The 15576-nt window shown below is 72.3% G+C and carries 13 protein-coding genes; 4 read left to right on the forward strand and 9 right to left on the reverse strand.

What is annotated here, in order from left to right; all coding sequences use genetic code 11:
* Positions 1-16 precede the first annotated feature (16 nt).
* Both ACFYZE_RS12200 and ACFYZE_RS12205 read right to left on the reverse strand, forming a co-directional pair.
* A complete protein-coding gene (locus ACFYZE_RS12200) occupies positions 17-4960 on the reverse strand; it encodes an ATP-dependent helicase (protein ID WP_388991492.1) in 4944 nt (1647 codons plus the stop codon).
* Positions 4961-5196: 236 nt separating this feature from the next.
* Entirely contained in the window at positions 5197-6141 is a 945-nt protein-coding gene (locus ACFYZE_RS12205; RefSeq protein ID WP_388991493.1) for a hypothetical protein, read from the reverse strand.
* Positions 6142-6221: 80 nt separating this feature from the next.
* Between ACFYZE_RS12205 and ACFYZE_RS12210 the strand changes: the two genes are divergently transcribed.
* Entirely contained in the window at positions 6222-6416 is a 195-nt protein-coding gene (locus ACFYZE_RS12210) for a DUF3046 domain-containing protein (RefSeq protein WP_388991495.1), read from the forward strand.
* 59 nt (positions 6417-6475) lie between these two features.
* Complete coding sequence (locus ACFYZE_RS12215; protein WP_388991497.1) at positions 6476-7690, forward strand: AI-2E family transporter; 1215 nt, start codon at positions 6476-6478, stop codon at positions 7688-7690.
* A 10-nt stretch (positions 7691-7700) separates the two neighbouring features.
* On the opposite strand, the gene ACFYZE_RS12220 is transcribed toward ACFYZE_RS12215, so the two are convergent.
* A complete protein-coding gene (locus ACFYZE_RS12220; protein ID WP_388991499.1) occupies positions 7701-8510 on the reverse strand; it encodes a hypothetical protein in 810 nt (269 codons plus the stop codon).
* 322 nt (positions 8511-8832) lie between these two features.
* On the opposite strand from ACFYZE_RS12220, the gene recA reads away from it, so the two are divergent.
* Positions 8833-9963, forward strand: a complete 1131-nt coding sequence (recA, locus tag ACFYZE_RS12225) for a recombinase RecA (RefSeq protein WP_388991501.1) — start codon at positions 8833-8835, stop codon at positions 9961-9963.
* 3 nt (positions 9964-9966) lie between these two features.
* Positions 9967-10743, forward strand: coding sequence for a recombination regulator RecX (recX, locus tag ACFYZE_RS12230; protein ID WP_388991503.1), 777 nt, complete (start codon positions 9967-9969; stop codon positions 10741-10743).
* A gap of 82 nt (positions 10744-10825) precedes the next feature.
* On the opposite strand, the gene ACFYZE_RS12235 is transcribed toward recX, so the two are convergent.
* The 6 genes from ACFYZE_RS12235 to ACFYZE_RS12260 all read right to left on the reverse strand — a co-directional run bounded on the left by ACFYZE_RS12235 (position 10826) and on the right by ACFYZE_RS12260 (position 15523).
* Positions 10826-11227: a rhodanese-like domain-containing protein gene (locus ACFYZE_RS12235; RefSeq protein WP_388991505.1), complete on the reverse strand. Its 402-nt coding sequence runs from the start codon at positions 11225-11227 to the stop codon at positions 10826-10828.
* Positions 11224-11766 (reverse strand): cysteine dioxygenase, encoded by a 543-nt coding sequence (locus ACFYZE_RS12240; RefSeq protein ID WP_388991507.1) that lies wholly within the window; start codon positions 11764-11766, stop codon positions 11224-11226. The genes ACFYZE_RS12235 and ACFYZE_RS12240 overlap by 4 nt, the downstream gene beginning before the upstream one ends.
* Before the next feature lie 71 nt (positions 11767-11837).
* The gene (locus tag ACFYZE_RS12245; protein WP_315986099.1) at positions 11838-11924 is read right to left on the reverse strand and encodes a putative leader peptide; all 87 of its coding nucleotides are present in this window, start codon (positions 11922-11924) and stop codon (positions 11838-11840) included.
* Positions 11925-12118: 194 nt separating this feature from the next.
* Positions 12119-13804 carry an FAD-dependent monooxygenase gene (locus tag ACFYZE_RS12250; RefSeq protein ID WP_388991509.1) on the reverse strand — a complete coding sequence of 562 codons (1686 nt, stop codon included), beginning with the start codon at positions 13802-13804 and terminating at the stop codon, positions 12119-12121.
* 172 nt (positions 13805-13976) lie between these two features.
* Positions 13977-14861, reverse strand: a complete 885-nt coding sequence (locus ACFYZE_RS12255; RefSeq protein WP_388991511.1) for an amino acid ABC transporter permease — start codon at positions 14859-14861, stop codon at positions 13977-13979.
* Positions 14858-15523 carry an amino acid ABC transporter permease gene (locus ACFYZE_RS12260; protein WP_388991513.1) on the reverse strand — a complete coding sequence of 222 codons (666 nt, stop codon included), beginning with the start codon at positions 15521-15523 and terminating at the stop codon, positions 14858-14860. Before ACFYZE_RS12260 ends, ACFYZE_RS12255 begins: the two co-directional genes overlap by 4 nt.
* Positions 15524-15576 lie beyond the last annotated feature (53 nt).

Here is a 15576-nt window from a genome sequence, read left to right on the forward strand (position 1 = left end):
AGTGGCACGTCGGGGCTCAGGCACGGATCCGCAGTCCCCGCGGGGTCGCTATGAAGCCCGCTCCTTCCAGGAGGACGCCGAAGGGGGACGACAGGGCCGAGGCCCCGTTGATCCGTTCCACCGTCACGGTGCCGAGGGAACCCGCCCTGGCGGCCGTCCCCAGGGCCTCGGCGGCCATGCGCAGACGCTCGTCCTCGCTCGGCCCGGCCTCCGGGGCCAAGGGCCAGGCCAGTACGGTCTTGCCGCCCCGCTCCACGTAGAGCGTCAGCTCGCCGTCGACCAGGACCACCAGCGAACCCGCCTTCCGTCCCGGCTTGTGCCCCGCACCCGTGGGCGGCTCCGGCCAGGGGAGCGCCGCGCCGTACGCGTTCGCGGGGTCGGCGGCGGCCAGGACCACGGCCCGGGCCGGTGCGGAGGTGCGCGTGCGGTTCGGCGGGAGGCTTCCTCGTCCGTGCTGCCCGTAGGGGGAGCGGGTGGCAGGAACCCCGGAGGGGAAGCCGGACCCCGAGCGGGGGCCCCCGAAGCCCGGGGCCGACATCGGGTCCTGGGCGGCCGGGCCCAGGTCGAAGGCGTCGGCGAAGTCGATGTCGAACGGGTCTTCGGGACCGTCGCTGCCCAAGCTGCCGGAGCCTGCGCCGGAGGCGAACGGGTCCGGGGAAGCTCCACTGAAACCGTTTCCCGCGCCGGGTCCCGCTCCGGCTCCCGGCAGCGGTTCGCCCCGGTCGCGGGCGTTCGCCACCGCGCGCAGCCGGTCCACCGCGCCGTCCATCGCGAACTGTGCCGCGCCCAGCCCCTCGACGACATAACCGCGCCGTGCCTGACCGCTCTCCTCGAAGGCGGACAGGACCCGGTACACGGCCGAGAAGCCGCCCTCCACCCCCTCCGCGGCCACCGCCCCCCGGGTCACCACGCCGTGCCGGTCGAGCAGCGTCCGGGCCAGGGCGTGGGCGCGGACCGTGGGGTCGGCCTCGTGTGCGGGCAGCAGCGACCAGCGGCCCGCGACGGTCGGTGGACCCGTACGGGACTGGGGCCGGGCGGCGGCCGTCAGTGAGCCGTAGCGCCCGCGCGGGACGGCGCGCTTGGCGCGGTGCGCCGTGGCTCCCGCGGTGCGGCCCGAGCCGAGCAGGGACCGCATCGGCGCCAGCGTGTCGTTCGTGAGCCGCCCGGACCACGCCAGGTCCCAGATCGCGTCGGCCAGCTGAGGCTCGGTGACGTCCGGGTGGGTGGTGGCGCGGATCTGGTCGGCGATCTGCCGGAAGAACAGTCCGTAGCCGCCCGAGAGGGCGTCCAGGACCGACTGGTGCAGGGCGGTCAGCTCCAGGGGGTGCGGGGCGGGCAGTAGCAGGTGGGCGGCGTCCGCCAGGTAGAGGGAGACCCAGCCGTCCTTTCCGGGCAGCGCGCCCGCGCCCGCCCACACCACCTCGCCGGCGGCCGTGAGTTCGTCCAGCATCGCGGATGTGTAGTTCGCGACGCGGGACGGCAGGACGAGCTTCTCGAGGGCGGAGGCGGGCACGGACGCGCCCTGCAACTGCTCGATGGCGCGCACCAGTCCGTCCACGCCCCGCAGTCCGTGCCCACTGCCGACGTGCTGCCACTGCGGCAGGAACTGCGCCAGGGCCGGTGCCGGCACCGGCTCGAGCTCGTGCCGCAGCGCCGCCAGCGAACGGCGCCGCAACCTGCGCAGTACCGCCGCGTCGCACCACTCCTGGCCGATGCCCGCCGGATGGAACTCGCCCTGGACGATCCGCCCGGACGCCGCCAGCCGTTGCAGCGCGCCCTCGGTGACCGCGACCCCGAGCCCGAACCGCGCGGCCGCCGTCGCCGATGTGAAGGGACCGTGGGTGCGCGCGTACCGGGCGAGGAGATCGCCGAGCGGGTCCTTGACCGGCTCGGTGAACGCCTCCGGGACGCCGACGGGCAGCGCCGTGCCGAGGGCGTCGCGGAGCCGGCCGGCGTCCTCGACCGCCGCCCAGTGATCGGCGCCCGCGATCCGGACCTTGATCGCGCGGCGGGCCGCCGCCAGCTCACGGGCCCACTGCGGGTCGGCCCCACGCGCCACCAGGTCGGCGTCAGTGAGCGGCCCCAGCACCCGCAGCACGTCCGCGACCCCTTCGACGTCCTTGACGCGCCGGTCCTCGGTGAGCCACTGCAGCTCCCGCTCCAGCTCCGTCAGGACCTCCGCGTCGAGCAGCTCCCGCAGCTCCGCCTGGCCCAGCAGCTCCGCCAGGAGCCGGGAGTCCAGCGACAGCGCCGCGGCGCGCCGCTCGGCGAGCGGAGAGTCCCCCTCGTAGAGGAACTGGGCGACGTATCCGAACAGCAGCGAGCGGGCGAACGGCGACGGCTCGGGGGTGGTCACCTCGACGAGCCGCACCTTGCGGGACTCGAGGTCGCCCATCAGCTCGATCAGGCCCGGGACGTCGAAGACGTCCTGCAGGCACTCGCGCACCGCCTCCAGGACGATCGGGAACGAGCCGAACTCGCTCGCCACCTGCAGCAGTTGGGCCGCGCGCTGGCGCTGCTGCCACAGGGGGGTGCGCCGGCCCGGGTTGCGGCGCGGCAGCAGCAGGGCGCGGGCCGCGCACTCGCGGAACCGGGACGCGAACAACGCCGAGCCGCCGACCTGGTCGGTGACGATCTGGTCGACCTCGCCCTTGTCGAAGGCGACGTCGGCCGCGCCGACGGGCGCCTGCTCGGCGTCGTACTCCGAGCCGGCCTTCATCGGTTCCTGGTCCAGCAGTTCCAGGCCCATCAGATCGGCGTCCGGAAGGCGCAGCACGATGCCGTCGTCGGCGTGCATGACCTGGGCGTCCATGCCGTAGCGCTCGGACAGGCGGGCGCCCAGCGCCAGTGCCCACGGGGCGTGCACCTGGGCACCGAAGGGCGAGTGCACCACGACCCGCCAGTCGCCCAGTTCGTCACGGAACCGCTCGACGACGATCGTGCGGTCGTCGGGGACGTGGCCGCAGGCCTCGCGCTGTTCGTCCAGGTACGACAGCACGTTGTCCGCGGCCCAGGCGTCCAGGCCCGCCGCCAGCAGCCTCAGGCGCGCGTCCTCCTTGGGCATCGAGCCCACCTCGCGCAGGAACGCGCCCACCGCGCGGCCCAGCTCCAGCGGGCGGCCCAGCTGGTCGCCCTTCCAGAACGGCAGCCTGCCGGGGACGCCGGGCGCGGGGGACACCAGGACGCGGTCGCGGGTGATGTCCTCGATGCGCCAGGAGCTGGTGCCGAGGGTGAACACGTCCCCGATCCGGGACTCGTAGACCATCTCCTCGTCCAGCTCACCGACCCGGCCGCCGCCCTTCTTGGGATCGGCACCGGCGAGGAACACGCCGAACAGCCCGCGGTCCGGGATGGTGCCCCCGGAGGTGACGGCGAGCCGCTGGGCGCCCGGGCGACCGGTGATCGTGCCCGCGACGCGGTCCCACACCACGCGCGGCCGCAGCTCCGCGAAGGCGTCGGAGGGATAGCGGCCCGCGAGCATGTCCAGCACCGCCGTGAACGCCGACTCCGGCAGCGAGGCGAACGGCGCCGCCCGGCGCACCACCGCGAGGAGGTCGTCGAACTGCCAGGTGTCGAGCGCGGTCATCGCGACGAGCTGCTGCGCGAGCACGTCCAGCGGGTTCGCCGGAACCTTCAGCGACTCGATCGCGCCCGTGCGCATCCGCTCGGTGACCACGGCCGCCTGTACGAGGTCGCCGCGGTACTTGGGGAAGACCACACCGGTGGAGACGGCGCCGACCTGGTGTCCCGCCCGGCCCACCCGCTGCAGCCCGGACGCCACGGACGGCGGCGACTCGACCTGGACGACGAGGTCCACCGCGCCCATGTCGATGCCCAGCTCGAGGCTGGAGGTGGCGACCACCGCCGGTAGCCGGCCCGCCTTCAGATCCTCCTCGACGAGAGCGCGCTGCTCCTTGGAGACCGACCCGTGGTGGGCGCGCGCGAGGACCGGGGGTGCCCCTTGTGCCGCGCCGGAGCCCCCCATCAGCTGGGCGGGCGCGTGGTGCTCCTCCAGCGTCTCGCCCGTCGCCCTTTCGTAGGCGATCTCGTTCAGCCGGTTGCACAGTCGCTCCGCGAGGCGGCGGGAGTTGGCGAACACGATCGTGGAGCGGTGCGCCTGGACCAGGTCGGCGATGCGCTCCTCGACGTGCGGCCAGATGGACGGGCGCTCCGCACCCTCGGTGCCGTCGGAGACCGGTGAACCGCCCAGCTCGCCGAGGTCCTCGACCGGCACGACGACCGAGAGGTCGAACTCCTTGCCCGACTCGGGCTGGACGATCTCCACCTTGCGGCGCGGGGAGAGGAAGCGGGCCACCTCGTCCACCGGGCGCACGGTGGCGGACAGACCGATGCGGCGCGCGGGCTTCGGCAGCAGCTCGTCGAGCCGCTCCAGGGAGAGCGCCAGGTGCGCGCCCCGTTTGGTGCCCGCGACGGCGTGCACCTCGTCCAGGATGACCGTCTCCACTCCTGTCAGCGCGTCGCGCGTGGACGACGTCAGCATCAGGAACAGCGACTCCGGAGTGGTGATCAGGATGTCCGGCGGACGCGTGGCCAGGGCGCGGCGCTCGGCGGCCGGGGTGTCGCCGGAGCGGATGCCCACCTTCACCTCCGGCTCGGGCAGGCCGAGCCGGACGGACTCCTGGCGGATGCCGGTGAGCGGACTGCGCAGGTTCCGCTCCACGTCGACCGCGAGGGCCTTCAGCGGGGACACGTACAGCACCCGGCAGCGCTTTAGGGGGTCGGCGGGCGGCGGGGTGGACGCCAGCCGGTCCAGTGCGGCGAGGAAGGCGGCCAGCGTCTTGCCGGAGCCGGTCGGGGCCACCACGAGCACGTCGGAGCCCGCGGCGATGGCACGCCACGCCCCGGCCTGGGCCGCGGTGGGCGCGGAGAACGCCCCCTTGAACCAGGCGCGGGTCGCGGGCGAGAAGCCGTCGAGGGCTCGGTGTGCGGAGCTGACCATGCGTCCATCCTGCACCCGCCCACTGACAATGCCCGTGACCTGCGGAGACGTACGGCAAGGCGACCCGCCCGGGCAGGGCGGCCGTCGTGTCGGGGCCGACCGGGCCCGGCGCGGAAGGGCCGCGGCAGGTCCGGGGCAGATGAACGGCAGGATGCCGGCGGCGACGGGCGTCGCGGTCGGCGCGGTCGGCCGGTCCGTGCGCCCCGGGGCGGCACGCGGGCGTGAGGGGCGCACCGTCAGCCGATGGGCCGTCCGTACGCCCTGAGGGTGAGCAGCGCGTCGATGGTCACCATGGGGCGGGCCTCCAGGGCGATGCCCGGAGCCCACTGGCGCCACCGGACCGGCCAGCCGCCGTCCTCCTGCTGCTCGGCGGCGAGGAAGTCCAGGGCGCGCGCCATCTCCTCGTCCGTGAACCACGCGCGTGCGAGGGAGTCCGGGGTACGCGCGAAGTCGTACGGGAAGTGGTGCTCGCCCGGTGCGTACCCGGAGGCGACCGGATACGCCTGCGGACGGTCCGGGTCCAGGACCGCGAGCCGCTGTTCGCGCACCAGGCGGCCCAGGCGGTCGGCCGCGGCCTTTGCGCGCGGGCGGTCGGGCGCCGAGTCCAGGAACGCCACGGCCGCCTCGACCTCGTACGGATGCGACTTGTCCAGGGACTCGACCGCCTGCCAGCAGAAGTCGGTGGCCCGGAACATCCACGCGTGCCACACCTCGTTGCGGTGCAGCAGGCCCACCACCGGGCCCGTGGTGAGCAGATCGCCCGGTGGGTTGTCGGTGATGGGCACGAAGGGCGCGGTCGGATAGCCGCGCTGCACGGGATGCACCGCCGGAAGGGCGCCGTCCGGTGTCGACACGGCGGTCAGATAGCGGCACACGCGCTCCACCCGCTGGCCGCCGCAGCGGCCGATCGAGTCCAGTACCCGCAGGGCGTGGGTGGTGTGCAGGGGCTGGCTGACCGGGCCCCGCAGATCGGGTTCGAGGGCGTGACCGTACCCCTCGTCCTCATTGCGGTAGGCGGCCAGCGCGGTCTCCACGGGGTCGGCGTCGCCGTCCAGGAAGTGGTACGCGAAACGGCGCTGCTCCAGCACGCGCGCGGTGAGCCACACGAAGTGCTCGGCGCGGGAGAGCGGGGTGCGCGCCGAGGGCGCGGGAAGGAGTGGGGATGCTCCGGTTTCGGCCATGGACCAGACCGTAGGACGGAAAGCGTTCTCGGCAAGCCGTCCCGGCCCGGCCCCACTCTCAGGGGCGGGATACTGGTGTCATGCGGTTGACGGTCTTCTGGCAGCGGATGGCAGATCACTTCGGTGAGGCCTACGCCGACACCTTCGCGCGCGACCACGTGATGTCGGAACTCGGCGGGCGCACCGTGCACCAGGCGCTGCAAGCCGGCTGGGAGGCCCGGGACGTGTGGCGCGCCGTGTGCACGGCCATGGACGTTCCGCGGGAGAAGCGCTGAAGAAGCGCGGAGATCCACAGGGGTCCCCGGATGCCGCCGGCGTGGGCGAGACTTGCTCCGTGGCCCCGACAGACGAGACCGCGCAGGTCCCCCAGCAGGCATCACCGCTCGGCACGACACCGCCCCAGCCGCCCCAGTCGGGCGGCGGCGCCGCACAGGGCGCCCGTATGCCGCGCTGGCTGCCGCGCGCCATGGTGCTCGCGCTCTCGCTCATCGCCGTCTTCCAACTGGGCAGCTGGGCGTTCCACCAGCTCATCGGCCTGCTGATCAACATCCTGATCGCGTTCTTCCTGGCGCTCGCCATCGAGCCCGCGGTCAGCTGGATGGCCGCCCACGGCATGCGCCGGGGGCTGGCCACCTTCCTCGTGTTCCTCGGCCTGGCGATCGCCGTCGCCGGGTTCGTCACGCTGCTCGGCTCGATGCTCGCCGGCCAGATCATCAAGATGGTCGAGGGCTTCCCGGGCTACCTCGACTCGGTGATCAACTGGATCAACACCACGTTCCACACCCATGTCAGACGCGTGGACGTGCAGGACAGCCTGGTCCACTCCGACTGGCTCAGAAAGTACGTCCAGAACAGCGCCACCGGTGTCCTTGACGTCTCCGCCCAGGTCCTGGGCGGCCTCTTCCAGCTGCTGACGATCGGCCTGTTCTCGTTCTACTTCGCCGCCGACGGGCCCAGGCTGCGGCGCGCGCTGTGCTCGGTGCTGCCGCCCGCCCGGCAGGCCGAGGTGCTGCGCGCCTGGGAGATCGCCGTCGACAAGACGGGCGGCTACCTGTACTCGCGCGGCCTGATGGCGCTGATCTCCGGCATCGCGCACTACGTCCTGCTGCAGGCGCTGAGCATTCCGTACGCGCCCGTGCTCGCCGTCTGGGTCGGCCTGGTCTCCCAGTTCATCCCCACCATCGGCACCTATCTCGCGGGTGCCCTGCCGATGCTGATCGCCTTCACCGTGGACCCCTGGTACGCGCTGTGGGTGCTGATCTTCGTCGTGGTGTACCAGCAGTTCGAGAACTACATGCTGCAGCCCAAGCTGACCGCGCGGTCCGTGGACATCCACCCCGCGGTCGCCTTCGGGTCCGTCATAGCGGGCACCGCCCTCCTCGGCGCGGTGGGTGCGCTGATCGCCATCCCCGCGGTCGCCACGCTGCAGGCGTTCCTGGGGGCGTACGTGAAGCGGTACGACGTCACCGACGACCCTCGCGTCCACGGGCACCGCACGCGCGGCCCGGGCAGTCTCACGGCGGGCGTTCGGCGGCTGTTCGAGCGCTGAGGGCACTCGTTCACCAGGAGAGAGCCGCCCAGATCCCCGCTCCGAGGACGGCGGCCGCGTAGCCGCCGACCGCGGCGTACATGACCCGCTGCCTGGTGGCCTCGCGCCAGGACGTGCGGGACAGCAGCCAGGCCAGCGCGGGCAGCACCAGCACGGCGTGCAGGCTGACCCCGTGCAGCGGCTTGAGCGGCGCCGTGCAGTGGTACGCCGCCTGCTGGTGACCGGTGCGGGACAGCACGGTCCCGCGCGCGATCATCGCGGCGCCCGAGAGCAGCGCCACGATCAGGATCGCGAACCCGGAGCGCAGCGCGAGCGCCATGCCGAGGGGGCCGCCCGGCCGGTGCCGGAACGCGGCGGCGGCGAACGTCGAGAGCACGACGACGAGGACGGCGCCGCCCAGCGCGAGCGTCATCGCCACCGCCGTGTCGAAGGGCGTCTCCGTGTTGAGGTGCGAGGGCACGCGCCGCCACGCCTGGAGGGTGATCCCGGCGACCTCCACGACGCAGTCGGCGGCGAACACGGCGAGCAGCACCGTGCGGAGCCGCGCCCCGACGCGGAGGTACGACGTCACCCAGGCGACCGCGATCAGCGTGAGCCCGAAGGACAGCCCGAACGTGAAGGGCTTGCGCCAGGAGACGGGACCGTCCCAGGGACCGCCGTCGACGAGGAACACCATCAGGTGCACCAGACCGGAAAGGACCAGGAAGACACCGGTCGCATGGCAAAGACGCTCCACCGGGCGCGTGCCGGATCGCCGTTCCGGCAGGAGCGACGGAAACGCCCCGGTGGTGGACGTCCCAGGCAGCCTCTCGATTCCCATGGGGCAAGGCTCCCGGGGCGGTCTCGGCCCGTCGTCCTCCGGCCGAAGACACCCGCAGTACCCCGCGGGGAGTAGCCCGGCACTCGGCCGCTGTGCGTGTGGGGCCGTGCGCTCGCGGGTGCCGTCGGCTCGCTTGACACGAAAATCGAACATCCATTCTTATAGGGGCTCCGGCGGGGCTCACGGCGGGGATTTCGACACGGTTTTGACGGAGAAGTGCCCGAGTTATCCACAGCCGGACGAGCGTCGGGGCGCATTGTCAGTGGCAGGCGTTAGCGTCTTTGACGTGAAGCGATCGACTCAAGCAAACCGGGTGGAACCCATGGCAGGTACCGACCGCGAGAAGGCCCTCGACGCCGCCCTCGCACAGATTGAACGGCAATTCGGCAAAGGCGCGGTCATGCGCATGGGCGAGCGGTCCAAGGAGCCCATCGAGGTCATCCCGACCGGGTCGACCGCGCTCGACGTGGCCCTCGGCGTCGGCGGCCTGCCCCGCGGCCGTGTCGTCGAGATCTACGGTCCGGAGTCGTCCGGTAAGACGACCCTGACCCTGCACGCGGTGGCGAACGCGCAGAAGGCCGGTGGCCAGGTCGCCTTCGTGGACGCGGAGCACGCCCTCGACCCCGAGTACGCGCGCAAGCTCGGCGTCGACATCGACAACCTGATCCTCTCCCAGCCGGACAACGGCGAGCAGGCCCTGGAGATCGTGGACATGCTGGTCCGCTCCGGCGCCCTCGACCTCATCGTCATCGACTCCGTCGCGGCGCTCGTCCCGCGCGCGGAGATCGAGGGCGAGATGGGCGACAGCCACGTCGGTCTGCAGGCCCGCCTGATGAGCCAGGCCCTGCGGAAGATCACCAGCGCGCTCAACCAGTCCAAGACCACCGCCATCTTCATCAACCAGCTCCGCGAGAAGATCGGCGTGATGTTCGGCTCCCCGGAGACCACGACCGGTGGCCGGGCGCTGAAGTTCTACGCCTCGGTGCGTATCGACATCCGTCGCATCGAGACCCTGAAGGACGGCACGGAGGCGGTCGGCAACCGCACCCGCTGCAAGGTCGTCAAGAACAAGGTCGCCCCGCCCTTCAAGCAGGCCGAGTTCGACATCCTCTACGGCCAGGGCATCAGCCGCGAGGGCGGCCTGATCGACATGGGCGTGGAGCACGGCTTCGTCCGCAAGGCCGGCGCCTGGTACACGTACGAGGGCGACCAGCTCGGCCAGGGCAAGGAGAACGCGCGCAACTTCCTCAAGGACAACCCCGACCTGGCCAACGAGATCGAGAAGAAGATCAAGGAGAAGCTGGGCGTCGGGGTCCGGCCGGAGGAGCCCACCGCCGAGCCGGGCACGGACGCGGCGAGTGCCGCCGCTTCCACGGCCGACGACACCGCCAAGACGGCGCCCGCACCGGCGGCCAAGGCGGCCAAGGCCAAGGCCCCGGCGGCCAAGAGCTAGCCCATGACACGACGGACCGACTGGGCCGAGTACGCCCACCCCGTGGCCCCGCAGCGGCGGGGAAGCGGGCGCGACACGGGGTTCGTCGGGGGCGATGACGGGGCGTACGACGACGTGCGCGGCAACGCCGACGCGCACGGCGAGGACGTTCCAGGCGGCGAGGGCCGCGTGCGCGGCGGACGCGGACGAAGGCGACGGCCCGGTGGCGGGGAACAGGCCGACGCCCCACAGGACGGAGGCTCTTCCTTCTCGTCGAGGGCCGGGACGGGGGAGCACCCGGGGGACCCGGTCGAGCAGGCGCGGGCGATCTGCCTGCGCCTGCTCACCGGAACTCCACGCACGCGCAAACAGCTCGCGGACGCCCTGCGCAAGCGGGAGATCCCCGAGGACGTCGCGGACGAGGTGCTGTCGCGGTTCGAGGAGGCCGGCCTGATCGACGACAGCGCCTTCGCGGACGCCTGGGTGGAGTCCCGGCACCACGGCCGGGGCCTGGCCCGCCGGGCGCTCGCCCAGGAACTGCGGACGAAGGGCGTGGACTCCGCGCTGATCGACGCGGCGGTGGGACAACTGGACGCCGAGCAGGAAGAGGCCACCGCACGCGAGCTCGTCGCCCGCAAACTGCGCGCCACGCGGGGTCTCGACCGCGACAAACGCCTGCGCCGCCTTGCGGGCATGCTCGCCCGCAAGGGCTACCCCGAGGGGATGGCCCTGCGCGTGGTCCGCCAGGCCCTGGCGGAGGAGGGGGAGGACACGGAGGGGCTGGGGGACGAGGGGGACTGAAGGGGGAGGGGAGGGTGGGTGGGGGGAGGGGCCCTCCCCCCGGGCAAGAAGGTCACAACCCCCAACGGCCAACCGCAGCCCCCTACGACGCCACCGGCAGCCCCGCCGCCCGCCAAGCCTGGAAGCCGCCCACCAGGTCGGTGGCGCGGTGCAGGCCCAGTTGGCGGAGGGAGGCGGCGGCCAGGCTGGAGGCGTAGCCCTCGTTGCAGATCACCACGACGCGCAGGTCGTGGCTGGTGGCTTCGGGAAGGCGGTGGCTGCCCTGCGGGTCCAGGCGCCACTCCAGTTCGTTCCGTTCGACGACCAGCGCGCCGGGGATGAGTCCGTCACGGTCCCTCAGGGCCGCGTAGCGGATGTCCACGAGCAGTGCCTCGCCGGCCCGTGCGGCCTCGTCGGCCTCCGCGGGCTCCACCCGGTCCAGGTCCTCGCGGACCCGCTCCAGCAACTCGTCGATGCCCACAGGCTGTTCGGGTGCGGAAGTCACTGCCAGTCCTCCGGACGTTCGACCTGCTCCAGGCGCAGCACCTGCCCCGTGCGACTGTAGCGGCGGATCTGCGGCAGGGGCGGGTAGTAGGCGTGCACCGAGACTGCGTGTCGCTCGGTGGACTCGTTGAGCACCTCGTGCACGTGGTGCCGGCCGAAGGAGCGGCCCTCACCGGCCGGCAGTTGTCGCTTCCGGTCGACTCCGTCGGTGAGTTCCAGGGTCTTCCAGCCGTCGGACGGCAGCCGGACCGCAAGTGAGTTCTCCTTGAGTTCACCCGATGCGGTGACGAAGGTGCCGACCGAGTCGGCGTGGTCGTGCCAGCCGGTGCCCGTCCCGGGCGGCCAGCCGATCAGCCAGGCCTCGCTGCCGCCGGGGCCTTCGAGCCGCACCCAGGTACGGCCCTCGGGGTCCAGCGGGAGTGAGGCGATCAGCTCGGCGTCGGCGGCTGTACGGCGTGCGAAGTCGAGGAGTTCGGCCTGGGTGGGGGCCTTGGCCGGGGCGGCGTGGGCGGACAGGGGCACAGAGGGGGAGACAGACAACGGGTACCGTCCTGAGGTTCGCGTGGGGGCGCGCGGCGGCAGAGGCACTGCGCGCGTTGAAGGGAGCGAGATCAACAGGACGGGCGACACACGCAGCCCGCGTAGCGGACGAGGTCCATATGGACCCTCCGCCACAGGCGCGCATACGTGTCGGTCATGGTCCGGAGTACACCATGGCGGTGTCGACCGGTCAACTCACGGTCACCATGTGGACCTCATGGTGACCGTGAGTGGAGGCAACAGGCTTCCCTGGGCTTCCTTGACGACTCGGCTGCACGGGCTTCCTGCACACGGCTGCACAAGCTTCCGTCGCACGACTGTACGGGCCTCCTGTGTACGGCTGTACGGCGTCTCAGCGCGCGCTCGCCGCCGCCTGTGTCTTCGCCGGGCCGCCCAATGCCGCCTCGGCCGCCGCGTACAGGTCAGCGGGACGCACCCCCGCGAGGGCCGTCACCAGATGGCCGTCCGGCCGGATCAGCAGGACGGTGTGGGCGGCGGCGCCCGGGTAGCCCTCGGTGACCAGCAACTCCGCGGGGTGCGGCAGGGCCGTCACCGCCGCCGCCAGCCGGGGCATGATCCCGGCCGACACCCAGTGCTTGCGGTCCCATACGCCGGTGCCCGGAGCGACCAGCACCACCAGGAGCGATCCGCGGCCGAGCCGGTCCCGCAGCCGTACGAAGGATCCGTCCTCCGCCGTCACCCGTACGTCCGTGACCTGGGCCCCGGGTTCCGTGGCCACGAAGGCCGCCGACTCGCTGGGCGCGGCTGCAAGCGGTGAGGCGGCGTACGTCCCCGGTGTGCCCAGTGCGCCCCTGCCCAGGTGGCCGTCCGTGAGCAGCGCGTCATGGCCGCGGGCGGACCCGGGCACGTAGGACCGCAGGCCCCTGCCGCCGCGCAGCAGCGGCAGCGCCTGGTCGGCGGCGCGCAGCCGGGCCGCGACCACGGTGCGGCGCTCGGCCTGGTAGCTGTCGAGCAGCGTCTCCCGCGGCCCGTGGTGCCAGGCCGACGCCAGTTTCCAGGCGAGGTTGTCGACGTCCCGCAGGCTCTCGTCGAGGCCCTGCGTCCCGAGCGCGCCGAGCAGATGCGCTGCGTCGCCGGCGAGGAAGACCCGGCCGTCGCGCCAGCGGCGGGCAAGCCGTTGGTGGACGATGTGGACGCCGGTGTCCAGCAGGTCGTAGGCGGGGGTGGTGCCCCCGTTCCAGCCGGCGAGGGTCTCCCGGATGCGGGTCACCAGCAGTTCGGGCGTGACCAGGTCCTTGCCCGGCGGCAGCAGCCAGTCCAGCCGCCACACCCCGTCGGGCAGGGGCCGTGCCGTGATCTCGCCGCCCGAGGGGCCCGATGTCCGCCAGGGCGGCATGCGGTGCAGCAACGCCTCACCGGGCCACGGCAGTTCGGCGCGCAGGGCGGCAACGGCGTGCCGTTCCACCGCCGTACGCCCGGGGAAGCGGATGTCGAGAAGCTTGCGCACCGTGGAGCGCGGTCCGTCGCAGCCGACCAGGTAGCTGCCGCGCCACCAGGTGCTTTGCGGGCCGCGCGTGTGCGCCGTGACACCGGCGGGCTCCTGTTCCAGGGCGTCGAGGCGGCTTTCCACGGCGACCTTGATCAGCGGCTGTCCGGTGACGGCGGTGCGCAGGGCTCCGGTCAGCACATGCTGGGCGATGTGCAGCGGGGCCGGTCCTCCGGTTTCCTCGACGGCGCCCTTGCGGCCCTCGGCGGTTCGCTCGGCACCGGGCCCGTATCCGCCGCCGGGCTCCTCCTGCCGCGCGCCGTCCGTCTCGAAGGCGACCTTCCGGGTGACCTGCTTGCGCCGCATCGACCGCCAGCCGGTGAACCGCAGCCCGGCTCCGGTGAGCGGAACGCCGGCGAGTCGTTCCACCAGGGCGGCCGTGTCGTCGCGCAGCACGACGGTGCGCGCGGCCCGTGGTTCGTCCTTGCCCGGGCCTTCGTCGAGAACGACGGACGGCACCTCCTGCCGGGCCAGAGCCAGCGCGAGCGAGAGCCCGACAGGCCCCGCCCCCACGATGATCACCGGGTCCACGGCGTGGCGCCCTCCGCCCTGCGCGGTGTGTCGGGGAACGTTCGGGAACAGGCAGGTGGAGCCGGGTGCACGATCACCTGACGTATGCAACCCATTGCCGCAGCGCCCGTCAAGCGACGAGGGCAGTGGCGTGACGCCACTGCCCTGCCTGCTCAAAGGGACTGGTGGGAGGTCAGGCGGCCGCCCCCGTGGACTCGGCCGCACCGACCGCCGCCGGAGGCAGTACCGCACCAGTCGACTTCTTGCCCCGCCGCAGCCGCTTCTCGAGCCAACTCGCGAACGTCGTCAGCGAGAAGTTGATGGCGATGTAGATGACGGCCACGATCGTGAAGCTGGCGATGGTGTTGGCGCCGTAGTAGGAGCTCATCGGTGAGACCGAGGCGAGCAGTTCGGGGAAGGTGAGGACCGCGCCGCCCAGCGCCGTGTCCTTCACGATGACCACCAGCTGGCTGACGATCGCCGGCAGCATCGCGGTGACCGCCTGCGGCAGCAGGATGAACCGCATCACCTGGTTCTTGCGCAGACCGATCGCCAGGGCGGCCTCGGACTGGCCCTTGGGCAGGGCCAGGATACCCGCGCGGACGATCTCCGCGAGGACGGAGGCGTTGTAGAGGACGAGGCCGGTGATCACCGCGTACATCGGGCGATCATCCGAACTGACGTTGGTGTACTGCGAGAAGAGGGCTTGGCCGAAGATCATCAGGACGAGGACCGGGATGGCCCGGAAGAACTCCACCACGACCGCCACCGGGATCCGTATCCAGGCGTGGTCCGAGAGCCGGGCGATGCCCAGGACCGCGCCCAGCGGGAGCGAGATCAGCATCGCCAGGGCGGCGGCCTTCAGCGTGTTCAGCACCCCCGGCCAGATGTACGTCGACCAGGCCTCCGTACCGCCGAAGAACGGCTTCCACTTCTCCCAGTCGAGCTGGCCCTTGTCGTCGAGACTGGTGAGCACCCACCACCCGAGCGCGGCCAGGGCGATCAGGAACACCACCGTGTAGACGACGTTGCGCCGTTTGGCCCTGGGGCCCTGGGCGTCGTAGAGGACGGACGTCATCGCTTCACCGCCACCTTCTTGCCCACCCAGCCGAGGATCAGGCCGGTGGGCAGCGTCAGACACACGAACCCGAAGGCGATCACCGCGGAGATCAGCAGGAGCTGGGCCTCGTTCTCGATCATCTGCTTCATCAGCAGGGCCGCCTCGGTGACGCCGATCGCGGCAGCCACCGTGGTGTTCTTCGTCAGCGCGATCAGTACGTTCGTCAGCGGGCCGACGACCGAGCGGAACGCCTGCGGCAGCACGACGAGCGTGAGCACCTGAGTGAAGTTCAGCCCGAGCGCACGGGCCGCCTCCGCCTGACCGACGGGCACGGTGTTGATGCCGGACCGCAGCGCCTCGCACACGAACGCCGCCGTGTAGAGGATCAGACCCAGCACGGCGAGCCGGAAGTTGACGACCTTGAAGTCGGTCGCGCCGAGGCCGACGCGCAGGGTCTGGTTGAGACCGAGCGAGGTGAACAGGACGATCACGGTCAGCGGGATGTTCCGCACGATGTTCACGTAGGCGGCCCCGAAACCGCGCATCAGCGGCACCGGCCCGACCCGCATGGCGGCCAGCACGGTGCCCCAGATCAGGGAGCCGATCGCGGACAGGACGGCGAGCTGCACCGTCGTCCAGAAGGCTCCCAGCACGTCGTAGTGATCAAGAAAGTCGAACATGAGGTCCCGCGCTTCCGCGTGTCGGACAGGCCCGGGTGCGCCGCTCCCCCGTG

The organism is Streptomyces sp. NPDC001796 (assembly GCF_042892355.1).
Taxonomy (GTDB): Bacteria; Actinomycetota; Actinomycetes; order Streptomycetales; family Streptomycetaceae; genus Streptomyces.

Coding starts and splice junctions, on each gene's coding strand:
- recA (WP_388991501.1), top strand. CDS start 8,833: ATGGCAGGTACCGACCGCGAGAAGGCCCTCGACGCCGCCCTCGCACAG.
- ACFYZE_RS12200 (WP_388991492.1), bottom strand. CDS start 4,960: ATGGTCAGCTCCGCACACCGAGCCCTCGACGGCTTCTCGCCCGCGACC.
- ACFYZE_RS12260 (WP_388991513.1), bottom strand. CDS start 15,523: ATGTTCGACTTTCTTGATCACTACGACGTGCTGGGAGCCTTCTGGACG.
- ACFYZE_RS12245 (WP_315986099.1), bottom strand. CDS start 11,924: ATGACCGACACGTATGCGCGCCTGTGGCGGAGGGTCCATATGGACCTC.
- ACFYZE_RS12210 (WP_388991495.1), top strand. CDS start 6,222: ATGCGGTTGACGGTCTTCTGGCAGCGGATGGCAGATCACTTCGGTGAG.
- ACFYZE_RS12220 (WP_388991499.1), bottom strand. CDS start 8,510: ATGGGAATCGAGAGGCTGCCTGGGACGTCCACCACCGGGGCGTTTCCG.
- recX (WP_388991503.1), top strand. CDS start 9,967: ATGACACGACGGACCGACTGGGCCGAGTACGCCCACCCCGTGGCCCCG.
- ACFYZE_RS12205 (WP_388991493.1), bottom strand. CDS start 6,141: ATGGCCGAAACCGGAGCATCCCCACTCCTTCCCGCGCCCTCGGCGCGC.
- ACFYZE_RS12255 (WP_388991511.1), bottom strand. CDS start 14,861: ATGACGTCCGTCCTCTACGACGCCCAGGGCCCCAGGGCCAAACGGCGC.